Source organism: Marinomonas communis (genome assembly GCF_004363305.1).
Lineage (GTDB): Bacteria > Pseudomonadota > Gammaproteobacteria > Pseudomonadales > Marinomonadaceae > Marinomonas > Marinomonas communis.
This window is the reverse complement of the sequence record NZ_SNZA01000001.1, coordinates 1,085,345-1,102,583: the sequence shown is the minus strand read 5'-3', so window position 1 is coordinate 1,102,583 and position 17,239 is coordinate 1,085,345. Positions and strand designations below refer to the sequence as shown.

General features: G+C 46.0%; 18 protein-coding genes. 11 read left to right on the top strand and 7 right to left on the bottom strand.

Annotation, left to right across the window (positions count from 1 at the left end):
• Nucleotides 1–5: 5 nt before the first annotated feature.
• Complete coding sequence (locus C8D85_RS05180) at nt 6–980, bottom strand: ABC transporter substrate-binding protein (RefSeq protein ID WP_425324503.1); 975 nt, start codon at nt 978–980, stop codon at nt 6–8.
• 129 nt (nt 981–1,109) lie between these two features.
• Here C8D85_RS05180 and C8D85_RS05175 point away from each other — a divergent pair, with 129 nt between their 5' ends.
• The 3 genes from C8D85_RS05175 to C8D85_RS05165 all read left to right on the top strand — a co-directional run bounded on the left by C8D85_RS05175 (nt 1,110) and on the right by C8D85_RS05165 (nt 3,062).
• The gene (locus tag C8D85_RS05175; protein WP_133560267.1) at nt 1,110–1,865 is read left to right on the top strand and encodes a DeoR/GlpR family DNA-binding transcription regulator; all 756 of its coding nucleotides are present in this window, start codon (nt 1,110–1,112) and stop codon (nt 1,863–1,865) included.
• A gap of 443 nt (nt 1,866–2,308) precedes the next feature.
• Entirely contained in the window at nt 2,309–2,581 is a 273-nt protein-coding gene (locus C8D85_RS05170; protein ID WP_133560266.1) for a hypothetical protein, read from the top strand.
• Between the two features lie 145 nt (nt 2,582–2,726).
• Nucleotides 2,727–3,062, top strand: coding sequence for a zinc ribbon domain-containing protein YjdM (locus C8D85_RS05165; RefSeq protein WP_133560265.1), 336 nt, complete (start codon nt 2,727–2,729; stop codon nt 3,060–3,062).
• A gap of 51 nt (nt 3,063–3,113) precedes the next feature.
• Here C8D85_RS05165 and C8D85_RS05160 read toward each other — a convergent pair whose 3' ends face one another.
• A complete protein-coding gene (locus C8D85_RS05160) occupies nt 3,114–4,013 on the bottom strand; it encodes a homocysteine S-methyltransferase family protein (RefSeq protein WP_211342123.1) in 900 nt (299 codons plus the stop codon).
• A 296-nt stretch (nt 4,014–4,309) separates the two neighbouring features.
• On the opposite strand from C8D85_RS05160, the gene C8D85_RS05155 reads away from it, so the two are divergent.
• The 4 genes from C8D85_RS05155 (at nt 4,310) to C8D85_RS05140 (ending at nt 7,811) form a co-directional block, all read left to right on the top strand.
• Nucleotides 4,310–5,119 carry a transporter substrate-binding domain-containing protein gene (locus tag C8D85_RS05155; RefSeq protein ID WP_133560264.1) on the top strand — a complete coding sequence of 270 codons (810 nt, stop codon included), beginning with the start codon at nt 4,310–4,312 and terminating at the stop codon, nt 5,117–5,119.
• 71 nt (nt 5,120–5,190) lie between these two features.
• The gene (locus tag C8D85_RS05150) at nt 5,191–6,138 is read left to right on the top strand and encodes an amino acid ABC transporter permease (RefSeq protein WP_133560263.1); all 948 of its coding nucleotides are present in this window, start codon (nt 5,191–5,193) and stop codon (nt 6,136–6,138) included.
• On the top strand, nt 6,131–6,880 hold the full coding sequence (locus C8D85_RS05145) for an amino acid ABC transporter ATP-binding protein (protein WP_133560262.1): 750 nt from the start codon (nt 6,131–6,133) through the stop codon (nt 6,878–6,880). The genes C8D85_RS05150 and C8D85_RS05145 overlap by 8 nt, the downstream gene beginning before the upstream one ends.
• 40 nt (nt 6,881–6,920) lie before the next feature.
• Complete coding sequence (locus C8D85_RS05140) at nt 6,921–7,811, top strand: LysR substrate-binding domain-containing protein (RefSeq protein ID WP_133560261.1); 891 nt, start codon at nt 6,921–6,923, stop codon at nt 7,809–7,811.
• A gap of 74 nt (nt 7,812–7,885) precedes the next feature.
• On the opposite strand, the gene C8D85_RS05135 is transcribed toward C8D85_RS05140, so the two are convergent.
• From C8D85_RS05135 to C8D85_RS05125, 3 genes are read right to left on the bottom strand one after another with little or no spacing between them, the layout of a single operon-like run.
• A complete protein-coding gene (locus C8D85_RS05135) occupies nt 7,886–8,197 on the bottom strand; it encodes a putative quinol monooxygenase (protein ID WP_133560260.1) in 312 nt (103 codons plus the stop codon).
• Between the two features lie 15 nt (nt 8,198–8,212).
• A complete protein-coding gene (gene dkgB / locus C8D85_RS05130) occupies nt 8,213–9,016 on the bottom strand; it encodes a 2,5-didehydrogluconate reductase DkgB (RefSeq protein WP_133560259.1) in 804 nt (267 codons plus the stop codon).
• A 30-nt stretch (nt 9,017–9,046) separates the two neighbouring features.
• A complete protein-coding gene (locus C8D85_RS05125) occupies nt 9,047–10,228 on the bottom strand; it encodes an MFS transporter (protein WP_133560258.1) in 1,182 nt (393 codons plus the stop codon).
• 97 nt (nt 10,229–10,325) lie between these two features.
• On the opposite strand from C8D85_RS05125, the gene C8D85_RS05120 reads away from it, so the two are divergent.
• The 3 genes from C8D85_RS05120 (at nt 10,326) to C8D85_RS05110 (ending at nt 13,019) form a co-directional block, all read left to right on the top strand.
• On the top strand, nt 10,326–11,228 hold the full coding sequence (locus C8D85_RS05120) for a LysR family transcriptional regulator (protein WP_133560257.1): 903 nt from the start codon (nt 10,326–10,328) through the stop codon (nt 11,226–11,228).
• 96 nt (nt 11,229–11,324) lie between these two features.
• Complete coding sequence (locus C8D85_RS05115) at nt 11,325–11,972, top strand: DUF2959 domain-containing protein (protein WP_211342122.1); 648 nt, start codon at nt 11,325–11,327, stop codon at nt 11,970–11,972.
• Nucleotides 11,973–12,095: 123 nt separating this feature from the next.
• Nucleotides 12,096–13,019, top strand: a complete 924-nt coding sequence (locus C8D85_RS05110; RefSeq protein ID WP_133560256.1) for an LpxL/LpxP family Kdo(2)-lipid IV(A) lauroyl/palmitoleoyl acyltransferase — start codon at nt 12,096–12,098, stop codon at nt 13,017–13,019.
• Nucleotides 13,020–13,074: 55 nt separating this feature from the next.
• Here C8D85_RS05110 and glpD read toward each other — a convergent pair whose 3' ends face one another.
• Both glpD and C8D85_RS05100 read right to left on the bottom strand, forming a co-directional pair.
• Nucleotides 13,075–14,598 carry a glycerol-3-phosphate dehydrogenase gene (glpD, locus tag C8D85_RS05105; protein ID WP_133560255.1) on the bottom strand — a complete coding sequence of 508 codons (1,524 nt, stop codon included), beginning with the start codon at nt 14,596–14,598 and terminating at the stop codon, nt 13,075–13,077.
• Between the two features lie 229 nt (nt 14,599–14,827).
• Nucleotides 14,828–15,592 carry a DeoR/GlpR family transcriptional regulator gene (locus C8D85_RS05100; RefSeq protein WP_133560254.1) on the bottom strand — a complete coding sequence of 255 codons (765 nt, stop codon included), beginning with the start codon at nt 15,590–15,592 and terminating at the stop codon, nt 14,828–14,830.
• A 162-nt stretch (nt 15,593–15,754) separates the two neighbouring features.
• Here C8D85_RS05100 and glpK point away from each other — a divergent pair, with 162 nt between their 5' ends.
• Entirely contained in the window at nt 15,755–17,239 is a 1,485-nt protein-coding gene (gene glpK, locus C8D85_RS05095) for a glycerol kinase GlpK (protein WP_133560253.1), read from the top strand.

The following is a 17,239-nucleotide window of genomic DNA, read 5'->3' as shown; positions in this document are numbered from 1 at the left end:
GTGTATTAGCCTTCAAAAATATCGCTAAAGCGTTGTTTGTTGGCTTCGTTGTTTTCCAATGTTTTTGCTGCATCGAAAGCCATCAGCTTAATGTCTTCACGTGCAGGGAAGCCTTCTGGAACAGGCATATCAGAGCGTGCTGGTAAGTAGCCTTGGTCAAGCACTAGCTGTTGACCTTGTTTTGATAAAACAAAATCTACGAACTTTTGCGCCGCTGCTTGGTTTTTCGAACCTTTCATAATAGCCACTGGCTCTGTCACCATGCTGACACCTGTTTTCGGAAATACGAATTCAAGTGGTGAGCCTTTTTGTGCTTCACGAATCGCAAGAAAATCGACGATCACACCGTATGGTTTGGTACCAGAAGACACAGCTTTGAGTACGCTACCGTTGCCACCTTGCGCCATTACTTGGTTGTTATGCAGCGCTTCGTAGTAAGACCAGCCAAGGCTTGCTTCATCCGTAAGCGTTGCCAAATGGATCAGCGCTGCACCAGAGTAAAGAGGGCTTGGCATCGCAATTTGGTTTTTGTACTCAGGCTTTGCGAAGTCAGACCAGTCTGTTGGTTTTTCTGGCGCACGTTGGTGACGAACAATACCTGTTGTGATCAGTTTAGTGCCGTAGTAGTAGCCTTGGTTGTGGTAAAGAGACGCATCATAGTTCGAGCGGTTTGGGCTTAGGTAGGGCGCTAAATAGCCATCTTTTGCCATGGATTCCATGGTGACGCTGTCTGCAATCAAAAGCACATCTGGGTTCACCACACCGCTGCTTAGTTCAGCACGAAGTTTAGTCATTAGTTTAGTGGTGCCGTCACGTACCCATTCCACATCGATTCCAGGGTTCGCTTTTTCAAACGCATCCACTGTCATTTGAGCATCTTTGTTTGGCTGGCTGGTGTAAAGCGTTAGGGTCTCAGCGAAAGATAGGGAAGATACTGAAGCCAAAATACTGGTTGCGACGAGCGTTTTTAACATCTTCATTGCAAATGTTCCTTAGTGGTTAGAAGTTACTGAAACACTAACGCCACACTTTGACACTAAGGTTACTGAATGCTTTCGTTTGAATGTTATTTACTTTCGTTTGAAGTGTTTTCTCTAAAAGGGCTCATCATGAATCAGCGTCAACTAGATATTATTCAATGGATTAATACGAATGGTCGTCAGCCGCTACAAGCCGTTGCTGACGCCTTTGATGTGTCAGTACAAACCATTCGTAGCGATGTTCGCTTGTTATCCGAAAAAGGGCTTTTACTGCGGAATCATGGGGAAGTGGTGCCTTTTCCCAATCGGGAAAACATCAGCTTCAACCAACGACAAATCCACAATGCAGAAGGCAAACGACGTATGGCCGAACTGTGTTTACAGCAGATTTCGGATTATCAGTCGGTGTTTCTCGGCTCAGGTTCTACGGTTGCTGAGCTTGCGAAATGTTTAAATGAAAAAGAAGATTTGCATGTGATGACCACTAACCTTCATGCAGCGCGCATAATCAGCGAGCAACCAAATGGAGAGTTAACCGTTGCGGGTGGTAAAGTCCGTAAACGCGATCAGGATATTGTGGGTGCAGATGCAGTGCGCTTCTTTCAAAAATATCGCGCAGATGTGGGTGTGTTTTCTGTATCCGCTATTGATAAGCATGGTGTGTTGTTTGATTTCACGGACGATGACATCAGCTCTTTGGAAGCCTTGGTTGATAATTGCCATTATCGAATTTTAATGGTCGATAGTACGAAATTTGACCGTGCATCGCGCTGTGTTTGGACACGCCTGAAAGACATTGATTGCCTGATTACAGACCGTCAGCCGCCAGCTTATTTGCAAAGCAAAATCACGTCTTTGGGGGTTAAACTTATATACAAAACTTAATGACTCTGCAGTTTGAGAAAATGTATCGAACGTACTGATGCTTTCTTATCAATTTCTTCGATTTCAATTATGTAAGTGTACGAGTTCAAATAACTTTGATGGTGGGGTTTTAGGATGGATTGCGAACGGATCGGTGAATGCTGTTTGCAATATTTGGCTGTTGTAATGTATTTAAACGGGGCACGGCATGATTTTTATGAACATTATTTGCAACTTCTGACGCTTTAATGTCATTTTTTTTAGGGTTTGCGCGATTGGTGCTTTTATCGCTAATTAAGGCTGTTTTAGAGGCTTGAAGGAAGCATTTTGGAACGCACGTTTGGGCTCTTTTTTTCTATTTTGGAAGCGCTAATATTACTTCCATCGAAACGCGAAACACTTCCCTAAACGTTTCGCCTAACAGACAAAACAGAAAATGTTTAATAGATTAAAAGGTGAATAATATGAACTTTAAAACTCCAGCTATCATTGCAACTTTAGCCCTAACTGCAACAGCTTCATTCGCTTCTGGCGATGAAAACAATCTTCTAGATGATTACCTAGATGCACAAGCACACGCCAAAGCATTGTCTGCTCAACTAGAGACAATGGGTGTTGAATCAAACCCAAATGTAGAGTTTAACTCTCCAGCGACGTTGTCTCAGAAACTAGATGCTTACCAAGACAAAATCAGTGATTTGCAATCTCAGTTCGACACTGTTCGCACTGCAAACTAAGCATTAGATCGCTTAAATATTTGCTTTACCAAGCCCCCGAAAGGTAACTTTCGGGGGCTTTTGCATTTTAGCAAGTTTGCCTCTCGTCCAAGAAATCGTTTGGGGTTAAAATTAACGACTATTTTAAATGTAAAAGAAGCATCACATGTCCTTACCACCTTGCCCGAAATGCCAATCAGAATATGTCTATCAGGATCAGCTGAATCTTATTTGCCCAGAGTGTGCTTATGAGTGGAACCCTAATGAAGTAGAAGATGATGGCGAGTTCTCGGTTGCAGATGCGAACGGTACTTTGTTATCTGAAGGCGACAAAGTCACTTTAGCAAAAGACCTCAAAGTCAAAGGCAGCTCTATGGTGCTAAAGATTGGTACGAAAGCGCTGATCAAACGCATCAAAGAAGGTAAAGACCATCAACTTGATTGTAAGGTGGATGGCGCTGGAGATATGTTTGTCACAGCAAAATTTGTGAAAAAGGCTTAAAGCCACAACGATCAGCTAGTTGTGGCTTTGTATTGATCTTTCTATTCTGGATTACAAACGCTTAGCAAGCGCTGCAATATGATCTGGGCCAATGCCACAGCAGCCGCCGATCAGTGTCGCACCTAGCTCGCACCATTTCTCAGCCCAAACTAAGTAAGACTCTGGTGTTAGATCGGCACGCAGTTCGTCTAAGCCGTCGTTCGCGGTGGCGTTCTTCGGTTGCGGGGGGAAGGCGTTGGCGTAAGCACCGATCTGAAGCTCTTTATTCATATCTGCCAAGACTTGTTTGGTCAGAGCAATTGCATCAGCGATGATTTCAGGTTGGCAACAGTTAAACAAAATCCCATCGACACCCGCTTCAGCCATGGCTTTTACTGCTTCAACAACCGTTTCCCCAGAGCGTAGACAAGGCTCAGTAGTTGGTTCTGAGTCTTCAAGAGTGAAGGACACCCAGTAAGGTTTTGTCTCACTATCAAGTTCGTCAACCAACTTCTTCATTAACAAGGTTTCTGCTAATAGGCTCTGAGTCTCATTCAGCCAAAGGTCAACATGTGGTGCCAACGCTGTGATCAATGGACGTGCAATGTCTTCAGCGCGTGACGCTTCATATAAATCAGCACGGTATGAACCGAACAAAGGCGCAAGAGAGCCGGCAATTTTTACCTCTTCGCCGCTTTCCGCAACCGCTTGCTTTGCAACCTTGGCAGAATCAATCGCCAATTCCACTGCGCGCTGTTTAAAAACCTCTTCACCAATGTGAAACGGTACTAGAGCGTAACTGTTGGTCGTGATGACACGAGAACCTGCCGCGATAAACGCTTTATGTACGTCCTTTACGATCTCGGGCGCTTCCATCATGGCCAAGGCAGACCATTCAGGTTGTTTGAAAGGCGCACCGCGTCGCTCTAGTTCGCGGCCCATGCCGCCATCAAGTATGGTGATTGTCGTCACGATTGTATTCCTAGCAAGATTTGATGGGTGCCCATTCTAGCGAGGTCAATTCGGAAATAAAATCGAATTGATTACTTTTGGAGGGTCAAAATTGGTTTTTTATGGCTATAATGGTCGAATTGTCAATAAAATTCCGCCTAGCCATTAAAATACTTGGGTCTTAGGGCTGGATCCTGTCGATACTACTTCTTTTTAGTTTTGGGTATATTTAGTTCCCCTTACAGGCCTCTCTAATAGGCGCAGTGGTTTACTACTGTGAGAGTGCCTTCAAAACAAAATAGATGATGAGGAATGACATGAAACTAGGTTTCAAGAAAGCACTGGCTGGCTTAGCTCTAGCAGGTTCAATGCTAGGTGGAAGTTTCGCCAACGCGGCGGATTCAGCGATCGATAACATCCTTTCAACCGGTGAGTTAAAAGTGTGCTTTGAGGCTGGCTACATTCCTTTCGAAATGAAAACCAAAGATGGTCGTTTTATTGGTTTTGATATCGACATCTCAAAACATATGGCACGTTCTATGGGCGTGAAATTTGTGCCTGTTAACACTGCTTGGGACGGTATTATCCCTGCTTTACAAACCGGCAAGTGTGACATTATCAATGGCGGCATGGCCATCACACCTGAGCGTAATTTAAAAGTGATGTTCGCTGACACTTACCTAGAAATGGGGCAAACGGTATTAGTCACGCCAGAAGTCGCGGCACAAATTGATAGCTTCCGTGATTTGAATGATCCTAAGTTCCGCTTGGTTTCTCAAATCGGCACAACCGGTGCGATGGCGGCAAAGAAATATTTCCCTAATGCACAGTTAGACCTATTTGAAACGTCGGCAGACTCTGTTCTTCAGGTGAAAAATGGCAAAGCGGACGCATTTGTTTACGATCTGCCATACAACGCCATGTACGCGGTACAAAACAAAGACAGTGTTGTACACCTAGACGAAGCGTTCACATACGAACCATTGGGTTGGGCGATTCGCCAGAATGATGTAAATTTCATCAACTTCTTGAACAACTACCTAGTGATGATCAAGAAAGACGGAACTTACGATCGTATTTACGACAAGTGGTTTAACTCAGATGCTTGGGTAGATAGCATTCAGTAAACGCTGAATCGATCAGTGAGACATATCAAGAGCCTAACCTGTTAGGCTCTTTTTCTATAAAAAGAGACATCATGCAGACATCATCACGCCGCTGGTTTGGCCACGGCTTATACCTTGTCATCATGGCCGCTTTAATAGCTGGCGTGTATTTTTCAGGACAGAAAATCAATTACAGTTGGCATTGGGAGCGCTTATGGCCTTATGTCATTAATACTGAGCCGCAGGACATTATTGCCCAAACCGATGGTACTGCAGTGGTGAGTGCTTCCGGTCAGCTAAGTATCACCCCTGACTTTGGCGGTTCGCCTCAGATCGTTCCTGAATATGACAAGTTGGTGGCCCGTGATGGAGATTTGATCTTCCAAGGGGACACCATTGCCCGTATCGAAGGTTGGCGCTTTGGGCCGATTGCCGAAGGTTTATGGGTCACCATTAAGATCTCATTTTTATCGCTGATTTTCTCTATCATCCTTGGGGTGATTTTTGGCTTGATGCGTGTGGCTCATGGCCAAGTATGGCGTAATTTGGCTGTCACTTACGTAGAAGTCATCCGTGGCACGCCTTTGTTGGTGCAGATATTCATCGTCTACTTCTTTATCGGCACAGTGTTTGATCTCGATCGATTTACAGCGGGTGTCGCGGCATTATCGATTTTTACCGGAGCGTACGTTGCTGAAATCGTCCGCGGCGGTATTCAATCCGTGCCCCCAGGTCAAATGGAAGCGGCTCGCTCGTTAGGGATGAGCTATGCCAAAGCGATGACCTATGTGGTGATGCCACAAGCCATCAAGCGAACGCTACCGTCTCTGGCGGGACAGTTCATCAACTTGATCAAAGACTCGTCCTTGGTATCGGTGATTTCGATTACCGACTTGACTAAGGCAGGCCGCGAAGTGGTCAGCGGCAGCTTTGCGCCATTTGAGGTGTGGTTTACGGTCGCCGCATTATATTTGCTGGTGACAGGCAGCTTATCTTGGGCAATCCAACGACTAGAAAAGAGGTTAGCGGCCAGTGACTAAGTCCATCAAACAAGAAGTGTTAATCCAAGCGCGAGACGTGGATAAAGTCTTTGAAAATGGCTGCCACGCGCTGAAAAACGTATCGCTCGACATTCACCGTGGTGAAGTCGTGGTGATCATCGGTCCAAGTGGCTCAGGTAAGTCTACTTTTCTGCGTACGCTTAATCAGCTTGAGACCATTAGCTCTGGTCGAATTGAGATTGACGGCGTGCACTTGGCGGATAAAAGCACTGACATCAACAAGCTTCGAGAAGAAGTGGGCATGGTGTTTCAATCGTTTAATTTGTTTCCGCACAAAACAGCTCTAGGTAATGTCATGCTGGCGCCACTAAAGGTACTGAAGCGTGATAAAGCTGAGGTAGAGCAAGAAGCCAAAGACTTACTTTACCGAGTCGGATTACATGAGCGCATGGGGCACTATCCATCACGCTTATCCGGTGGTCAGCAACAGCGTGTTGCCATCGCTCGATCACTTGCTATGAAGCCTAAAGCACTGCTTTTTGATGAGCCAACCAGTGCCCTAGACCCTGAAATGGTTGGAGAAGTGCTGGATGTTATGAAAGGCTTGGCCAAAGAAGGGATGACCATGGTCGTGGTCACCCATGAGATGGGCTTTGCCCGTGAAGTGGCCGATCGTGTGGTATTTATGGAAGAGGGTGAGTTAGTTCTCGAAGAATCTCCAGAGCGTTTCTTTAATTCTGAACACCCGCGCTTGCAACGTTTTCTAGGTCAGGTACTCTAAGCGCCTTTCTAATCGAAACGGTCGGCGCTTGGGTGCTTTGATGAATGAGAAAACACTTCCCCCATTAAACTGGTTACGCACCTTCGAAGTCTCTGCGCGCAGCTTGAACTTTACCAAAGCTGCCCAAGAGCTACATCTAACCCAAGGTGCGGTCAGTCAGCAAATTCGCTTGCTTGAGCGTCATCTGGGTGTGGCATTGTTTAAGCGTTTGCCACGCGGTTTGACCTTAACCGATGAGGGCATGTCTTATTTGCCCGTGGTCCAAGATTCTATTTCTCGTTTAGCCGCCGCGACCAATGAACTGTTCAACTCGGATCAGCGCACGCCAGTAAAAATTCGTGGCAGTTTATCCTTCTTTGTTCATTGGTTAGCACCGCGCTTGGCGGAGTTTAATCAGTTACACCCAAACATCGACATTCGCTATATCAGCTCCCTGTGGGTGAAAGACACCGATGCGGACGATGACTTTGAGATTCGTTGGGGCAATGGCCAGTGGTCCGGTTATGTATCTCAGCGCCTAAGCTGGGATACTTTGTTTCCTGTCTGCTCACCAGAGCTTATGGAACGTGAAGCGATTGAAAATCCTAGTGATTTAGCTAAAACCACCTTGCTGCATGTACTGGGTTACGAAGAAGGCTGGGGCTATTGGTTATCGATGATCAATGAGGATCAGGTCGATCCTTCTCGCGGTATGCAACTGGACACGTTATTGGCATCGTTGCGTCTAGCGGAGCTTGGCGTAGGGGTAGCGTTGGCACGTTCATCCATGGTGGAAGATATGCTCGCCGATGGTCGATTAGTGGAACTGTTTGATCGACGTATCCCTGCTAGTGAGTCTTTCTATTTAGTGCGCAAGTCAGGCACAGACCTGTCTCCTGAAGCGATGTTGTTTTTTGATTGGTTAGAGCGTCAAAGTCGAACGTCCGCTTAACACAGCGAGATTTTTCCATAGAAAAAATCGCCCTAAAAATATCAATTAATAGGGCGATGCCTTTCACGTAGCCGTTACGCTAACGGCTCAAAAACGTTAATGCTAACAGCTTCTACTAAGCCTTCCGTTGCTGCTTTATAGCGCAGAAAGTGCTCTGTTTCTAAATGGCGCTTTAAATGTTCTTCAGATGCCCACTTTTCAACAAGGGTTAAGCGATTTGGATGGTTTGTTACTTCCATGCCTAATGTATTGGGCCTTAACGCCAGTGGCGTATACTCTAGGCAACCATCTTCTAGCAGCACCTCGGGACGAATAGCCAGAAGCTCCGTTAAGATGGCTTGTTTGCAGTCAGGTTTTGCGTCAATTGTTGCGATTACGTGAATCATATTTAACGACCTCTATTAGTCCCATTCAGGAGAAAAGTCTGGGTTTGCAATGCGCTCGTTGGCTTCAAGTCTAGCGATTCGTTGCATGTCTTCGTTTGTCAGAACTAAATCGAATGCGGCTAAATTAGCCTCTTGATTTGCGCGTTTGGTAGAAGATGGAATAGTAATAAACCCTTGCTGTAACTGCCAAGCAAGCGCCACATTCGCGACGGAGGTTTGGTGATCTTTGGCAATGGACTGTAACACTGCATCTTCCATGACTTTACCGACAGCAAGAGGCATGAAGCCTGTTACACGAATATTGTGTTGCTGGCAGAAGTCAATGACCTGACGATTTTGCAAATAGGGGTGCACTTCGATCTGGTTGGTAAATATTGCTCCCTCACCTAACTGTTGAATGGTTTGTTCCAAATGTTGGGTGGTGAAGTTAGAAACGCCTATGTGTTTGGTTAAACCCTGTTTTTGAGCCTGAGCTAAGTCATCAAGATAAGAGGTCAAAGGTATCTTGTTAGTCGCATCAGGCCAGTGAATAAGCAGAAGATCTACCTGGTCAATCTGCAATTTGGTTAGGCTCTCTTGAACACTCTTTATAAAGTGCTCAGTAGCTAAATTGTCGAGCCAGACTTTTGTTGTGATAAATAGCTCTGAGCGATCAATACCACTGTCAGCAATGGCTTGACCAACCTCAGCTTCATTACCATAAATTTGTGCGGTATCGATATGGCGGTAGCCAACTTCCAATGCAGACTTTACGGATTGATATGCGATGTCACCTTCTAGACGAAAGGTGCCAAAACCAAGTGATGGGATCGTATTCATAAAATGCTCCTATTAATGTAATGATAAGGGTTAAAGTGCTGCTTGAGCAGAGGTTTGACGCTGATCCAAAGATCCAGAAAAGCGGGTCAGTATGAGTGCAATGACAACAATGATGGCGCCAACCCAAGCGGTGTCCGTGAGAGACATGCGCTCAATAATGACGCCGCCAAGAATCGAACCTAAAGCAATGCCTACATTAAAGGCGGCGATGTTTAAACCAGATGCCACATCCACGGCGTTAGGTGTGTATTTCTCTGCCAATTGCACAACATAGACCTGAAGACCTGGTACATTGCCAAAGGCAAAAGCTCCCCAAACTAAGATCGTCAGTACTGCTGCCACAGAGTTACTTGCGGTAAACGTGAACACTAGAAGAACGGCAGCCAGCGCAGCAAAGATGTAACTCAAAGCTTTGATTGGTCCCAAACGGTCTGCCAAACGGCCACCCCAGATATTGCCGAACGCAACAGAGACGCCATAGACCAGCATGATTAGTCCTACAGCACTGGCATCAAAACCTGAGACTTGTTGCAAAATGGGCGCAAGATAAGTGAAGGCGGTAAAAGTGCCGCCGTAACCAACAGCTGTCATGGCATAGACCAGTAATAAACGAGGTTGAGTCAGAACACTCAGCTGCTGTGAGATACGCGCAGGGGCTGATTGCTTTAAGTTTTTAGGTATCAATAAAGCACTACCGATCAGTGCGATAAAGCCAAGAACAGCAACCACCATAAAGGTCGCACGCCAACCAAAGTTTTGGCCGATCCATGTGCCTAGCGGCACACCCGTCACTAGAGCAACGGTAAGACCGGTGAACATGATGGCAATAGCACTGGCTTCTTTATCTTTACTAACCAACCCCGTTGCGATGGTTGAGCCGATAGAAAAGAACACACCGTGAGCAAGACCGGTAAGGATGCGGGCTGTGATCAGTGAACCGTAGCTAGGGGCCATCCAAGCTAGCACATTACCAATCACAAATAATGTCATGACCGAAAGTAAGACATGTTTTCTGGGCCAGCGACCAGTCAGAGCGGTTAATACCGGGGCGCCAATGGCTACGCCTAAAGCGTACAAGCTGACCAACAAGCCAGCTGAGGGCAATGACACACTAAGGTCTTGAGCGATAGTAGGTACCAAACCGACAATAACGAACTCGGTTGTACCAATCGCGAATGCACTGAGGGTCAGTGCGAGTAGAGCAATGGGCATTTCAATCTCCAGTTGAGGTTATGTTGAACTTGCGTGTCAGTATGCCCAATGCTATTTTTTGCAAAAACAGCATTAACAACAAATTACTTTTACAAAAATGACAATAATTTCTCGTAACGAAGATCTCGAAATTCTTCTCACGGTAGTTGATAGTGGCAGTTTTTCTTCGGCTGCACGGATTCTAGATATTCAAGTGGCGAAAGTGTCTCGTGCCGTCAGTCGCCTTGAAAAAGAATTGGATAGCACACTATTAAACCGAACGACTAGAAGGCTTGAGTTAACGGAAGAGGGACGTCAGTTCACCCAGCAAGTACGCCTAGGCTTGCAACAACTTGCTGCTGCAGAAGAGGAATTAAAAGTACTAAAAGGCATTCCTGCGGGACGCTTGAGAGTTGATGCAGCAACACCTTTTATCTTGCATCAGCTAGTCCCCCATGTGGCAGGCTTTCGCGAACGCTACCCGCAGGTGGAGCTGGAGTTGGTGGCAAATGAAAATATCATAGATTTGATTGAGCGCCGCACGGATTTGGCTTTTAGGATCGGTTCACTTAAGGATTCAAATCTGCATGCGCGATACTTTGGCAAAAGCCCTTTGCATGTTGTCGCATCTCCAGAGTATCTTAATCGCTATGGTGCTCCACGAGTGCCAGAAGACTTACTGAAACATCAGGTGTTGGGATTTACCGATGCCCCTCATTTGAATCGTTGGCCGCTTTCTTCTGCAGTGACTCTGCGCCCAACTTTGCATTGCAGTAGTGGTGAAACCATGCGCCAACTATGCCTTGCAGGACAAGGTTTTGCGTTGTTATCTGAATTTATGATTATGCAAGATTTAAAAAGTGGCCGTCTCATCAAAGTATTGGAGCAAGACACAGTTAGCCCGAATGAGCGGGAGCCCGTGCATGCGGTGTATTATCGCAATACCACACTCGCCAGCCGAATAACGGCTTTTCTGGATTACATGTCTGATAGGATAAGCCTCAGTATGGAAGATTTATAATGATACCTAATATGAAAGCTGGGCTGCGAAAGGTTGTAATCCTTGTTAACAGTCGAGACAATATTCAACAGATAACGGATTGATAAGGAAAAATATATGAAAGGTATGGTCGTTAAAACCATGGGTGCAGTGTTGTTGATGTCATTAGCTGGCTGTCAAACGGCCTACTATGGTGCCATGGAAAAAATTGGCATTGATAAGCGAGACATCTTGGTGGATCGAGTTGAAGATGTCCGTGATAGTCAAAAAGACAGCCAAGAAGAGTTTCAAACAGCTTACCAGCGTTTGGTGGTGTTGACCGATTTTGATGGTGGCGATTACGAAGACATTTACAACGATCTAAATGACGATTATCAAAACAGTAAAGCCGCGGCGGAGCGTGTATCGAAAAAAATCGATAACGTAGAAGAGGTCGCTAACGACTTGTTTGATGAATGGGAAGACGAGCTCGATCAATACACGAACAGTAAGCTACGCCGTGCAAGCGAAGACAAACTGAACGCGACTAAGCGTCAGTTCAGCCAAATGCTTCGCAGTATGCATCAAGCGGAGTCTAAGATGGCGCCAGTACTGGCAACCCTGAATGATAATGTGCTGTATTTGAAGCATAATCTTAATGCTGCCGCTGTAAGTGCTATCAAGGGCGAGTTCGCAAGCCTAAGAACTGACATTTCAGGTCTGATTAACGAGATGAGTGAAGCGATTAAAGAGTCAGACGATTTTATCGCAACTTTACAGCAATAACTCATTTCAACCTTAGTGCTTCTCATAAAGCCCCTATATGGGGCTTTATTTGTCTCTACGAACTCAAAATTTTACGCAAGATACGTTAGAATGGCGGCGAATTTTTAATGGGTGTAATAAGACGTGGTAGAACAAGCGCAATTCTCTAAGGCATTGCTCCATCCCAAACATTGGGGACTTTGGTTCGGTATCGGTTTAGGACGTTTAGTGTCCATGTTGCCGTTACCATGGCAGATGGGACTGGGTAAACTTATCGGTCGTCTGATCATGAAGTACGCTAAAAGCCGAGTCAGAACGGCGAAACGTAATTTAGAGCTTTGTTTTCCTGATGCGAGCCCAGAAGAGCGCCACGATTTATTAGTCCGTAATTTCGAAGAAGCTGGTAAAGCTATTTTTGATACGATCTGTGGTTGGTGGTGGTCTGATGAGCGTGTGCAACGTCATATGACCATCAAAGGCCAAGAGCATGTTCAGAGCACGTTGGACAATGGGCAAGGCGTCATCTTGTTTGCGGTGCATTGTTTACCACTGGAAATGGGGGCGCGTATCTTTGGTCAGTTTAATCCTGGTGTTGGGGTGTACCGCCCGCATAACAATCCTGTGATGGAATATCTACAAGTTAAAGGCCGTTTGCGTTCGAACAAAGCTTTGATCCCGAAAAAAGACATGCGACAAATGGTGCGCAGCTTACGCGCGCCAGATGTTATTTGGTACACCGCTGACCAAGACTTCGGTCGTTCAAGTGCTGTGTTTATCCCATTCTTTGCCGTGCCGAATGCGGCGACTATCACTGGCGGCACAACATTGGCGAAACTTGGTAAAGCGAAAGTACTGCCATTCTTTGTGGAGCGTAACGCTGACGACAAAGGCTACAATATAGAAATTGGCGCGCCTTTAGAGAATTTCCCTGGTGAAAATGAAACGGTGGATGCTATCCGCGGCAATCAAATTATTGAAGAGTTGATCAGCCGTAATAAAGCGCAATACATGTGGTTGCATCGCCGCTTTAAAACTCGTCCTAATGAAGACGATCCTTCAGTTTACTAGTGAATAAATGAAAAAAGAGTGCTGAGTGCACTCTTTTTCATTTTAACTATCTGGTTTAAGCGATTTGTTCGCTAATCAGGATTTCGTCGTTTGCCAGTTCACTTTTCAGGTAACTTTCTAAACGAGCACATTGCTCTGTGGTGAACTCCAGTCCGAGTTTAGAACGACGCCATAAGATGTCTTCGGCTGTTCTTGCCCACTCATGCTCAATCAGATAGTCGACTTCTTTTTGATAGAGGTCTTGACCAAAGCACTCGCCCAAATCACTCACTGAAGTGGCTTCACCCAACAGAACATAGGCTTGAGTACCGTAGCTTCCTGTAAAGCGTTTTGCCTGTGCTTGAGTAAGGAATGGAAACTCTTGCATCAGTTTCTGTGCGAAAGCCTGATGGTCATTGCTCATATCACCGCCAGGGAGTGGGTGTGCATGGGTCCATTCTTTGCCCATATTAGGGTAATACTCTTTCAGATCTTTCATGGCTGATAATGCCAGTTGACGATAAGTCGTGATCTTACCGCCAAAGATGCTTAACAATGGCGCTTTTCCGTGGTCATCTTCCACATGAAGCGTGTAGTCACGGGTGACCGCTGAGGCGTTAGACGACTCATCGTTAAGTAGTGGGCGAACCCCTGAGTAAGTCCAAACGATGTCTTTTTTAGACAGCTGAGTTTTAAAATGTTGGTTGGCCACATCAAGAATGTAATCCGTTTCGGCATCGCTAATAGACACGTCCTTTGGATCACCACGATACTCTTCATCTGTTGTACCGATCAATGTGTATTGATCGCGATAGGGTATAGCAAACACGATGCGTTTATCGGCGTTTTGCATGATGAAGGCATTGCTTTGCTCAAATAGTTTCGGAACAACAATGTGACTGCCTTTGATCATTCGAATGCTGTAAGGTGCCTTACGCTCTAGCTTAGATTCGATAAAGCTTGAAACCCAAGGGCCTGCCGCATTGACCATGCCGTCTGCGGTAAAACGTTGGCTTTCACCCGTTTCGGTATGAACCACGTCGATTACCCAAACACCGTTTTCACGTTTAGCTGACTCACAACGGGTGCGAGTCATGATCAGAGCGCCGTGTTCTCTAGCACTCATAGCGTTGGCAACGACTAGGCGTGCATCATCAACCCAACAGTCTGAGTATTCAAAACCCTGAGAAATGTCCTGTTTAAGAGGGCTGTCAGCGCCATACTTTACGCCTTTTGAGCCAGGTAACATCTCGCGCTTGCCAATATGGTCATAAAGGAAAAGACCAAGGCGGATTAACCAAGCAGGACGAAGATGAGGGCGGTGAGGCATTTGAAAGCGCATGGGAGTCACCAGATGAGGCGCATTCTTTAGCAATACTTCACGCTCGCTTAATGCTTCACGCACCAAACGAAATTCGTAATGCTCTAAATACCTTAAGCCACCGTGAATCAGCTTGCTGCTAGAAGAAGATGTAGCACTGGCTAAATCGTTCATTTCACACAGCGCTACCGATAAGCCTCTGCCTGCTGCATCAGCTGCTATGCCTGCACCATTGATGCCGCCACCGACAATGAAAAGATCAACGTGTCTGTGGGTCATGCCCTGTCCCTCTCGAATACATTTATAAGTTTGAATATGAACTTTTATTTTCGAAAATGAAAATTATTGTTCGAATACTAGAACTAGATGTTCGCTTTGGCAAGCTGATTGATTAAAAAATTATCAAACAAATGTGACAGTTGTTGAGCGTTAAGCTTTGAGAAGGAGGAGAGGTGTTCAGAATGGAAAAGGCTTGTGACAAAGTTAGAAAGCGTGAACTGTGTCAGGATTACTCACACAGTTCAAATTTTACCGAGTGTTCTTTTAATAAGGCTTTAATAGATTTTGGGGGTTCTGCATCACTGAATAAGCGATCTACCTGGGTGATATTGCCTAAGCGCACCATGGCACTTCGGCCAAATTTCGCATGGTCGGCGGCCAGAAAGACTTCCCGTGAATTGGAGATTATACTCTGTGCGACACGTACCTCTTGGTAATCGTAATCTAATAGAGAGCCATCTTCTTGATCAATGGCACTGATACCGATAATGCCGTAATCCACGCGAAACTGATTTATGAAGTCTACCGTGGCCTCACCAATGATACCGCCGTCTCGGCTTCGAACCGTCCCCCCTGCAACAATAACGTTAAAGTCTTCTTTGGTACGCAGAATCGACGCAACATTGATGTTATTGGTAATGATCTTTAGGTTATGGTGCTGCAGCAATGCGCGAGCCACTTCTTCGGTTGTGGTGCCGATATTAATAAACAAAGACGCGCCGTTTGGGATCTCTTTGGCGATGTGCTTAGCGATCTGTTTTTTAGCATCGAGCTGTAATGCTTGGCGTGTGTTGTAATCTACATTCGTTGTAGAAGACTCGCAGCTAGCACCACCATGATGGCGACGAATGATGTTCTGGTCGGCCAGCGTATTGATGTCACGGCGAATGGTTTGAGGGGTCACATTAAACTGCGCAGCCAACTCTTCGATAGAGACGTAACCCTTTTCACGAACGACTTTAATAATCTGATCTTGGCGTGTCATCTGGCCCATGCCGACTCAAACTCCTCAATAGCTGCTTGCTAAAGCAAACGAATATGGTTTTAATACAGAATATTCGAATTTGAACATTTATGTTCGATTAACAAAAATAACAACGTATTCATTGCCATCCCATTGGATAGTGATGTTTTGAAAAACCAAGAGAGCTAAGTCATGAGCCAATATCTACTTGCTATCGACCAAGGAACGACCAGTAGCCGAGCGATTATATTTGATGCGAAAGGCGTGCGCGTTGGTCAGTCCCAACAAGAATTTCCTCAGCATTTTCCAAACGATGGCTGGGTGGAACACGACCCGAACGATCTATGGCAATCTACCCTTACGGTTTGTCAAAACGTGCTCAAGGATACAGGCATTGATGCGGATGCGATAGCCTCAATTGGTATTACCAACCAACGTGAAACGACCGTGCTGTGGGACACTGAGACGGGTGAGACAGTTTACAACGCGATTGTTTGGCAAGATCGCCGAACCAGCCAGTACTGTCAATCTTTAGTCGACAAAGAGTACAGCGAATTGGTGCAATCCAAAACAGGTCTGCTCATCGATCCCTATTTCTCTGCGACCAAGATTCGTTGGATTCTAGAGAATGTTGAAGGCGTTAAAGAGCGAGCAAAACTCGGCCACATTGCCTTTGGTACGGTTGATAGCTATTTGCTCTGGAAGCTTACAAATGGTCGTTACCATCGAACAGATGCGACCAATGCCGCCCGCACTATGGCGTTTAATATCCACACGCAAAAATGGGACGAAGAGCTAATCGAACTACTCGAAATCGGCGATGTTATCTTCCCGCAAGTGATGGACTCAAGTGATGATTTCGGCACCATCGATGCCCAGTGGTTGGGAGCTGAAATCCCTGTAAACGGCATTGCTGGTGATCAGCAGGCCGCATTAGTGGGTCAAGCTTGTTTCTCCCCTGGTATGGTGAAAAGCACCTATGGCACAGGCTGTTTTATGATCCTGAATACCGGTGATCAGCCGCTTAAATCAGAACATAAAATGCTCACCACCGTAGGCTATCGAATTAACGGGCAAGTCACCTACGCCCTAGAAGGCAGTATCTTTGTGGCTGGGGCAGCTATTCAATGGCTCCGCGATGGTTTGAAGTTGTTTGATGATGCTGCTGAAACGCAAAGTCTTGCGGAACGAGCTTTAAATGCAGATACCGTCTATTTAGTGCCTGCCTTTACTGGGTTAGGTGCGCCGTACTGGGATCCTGATGCCCGTGGTGCCATGATCGGCCTAACTCGTGATACCAGCGTGTCGGATATCGTCAGCGCAGGGCTGCGTTCCGTGTGTTACCAGACTAAAGACCTTGTCGATGCTATGGCGCAGGATGGCGCGCAGTTTAGTACGCTTCGAGTTGATGGTGGCATGGTGGTGAACAACCTTGTCGTGCAGTTCTTGAGCGATGTATTGGGTATCACCGTAGAACGCCCACAGGTGACGGAAACCACTGCATTAGGTGTGGCTTTCCTTGCAGGGCTTCGTGTGGGCATGTACGAATCTCTCGAACAAATCAGTGAACTGTGGCAATCAGAGCAGCAGTTCAACCCAGAAATGGGGCAAGATAATCGCGAAAAGCTTTACTCCGGTTGGCTTGATGCGGTGAGCCGAGTGCGTTCGGTCCAATAG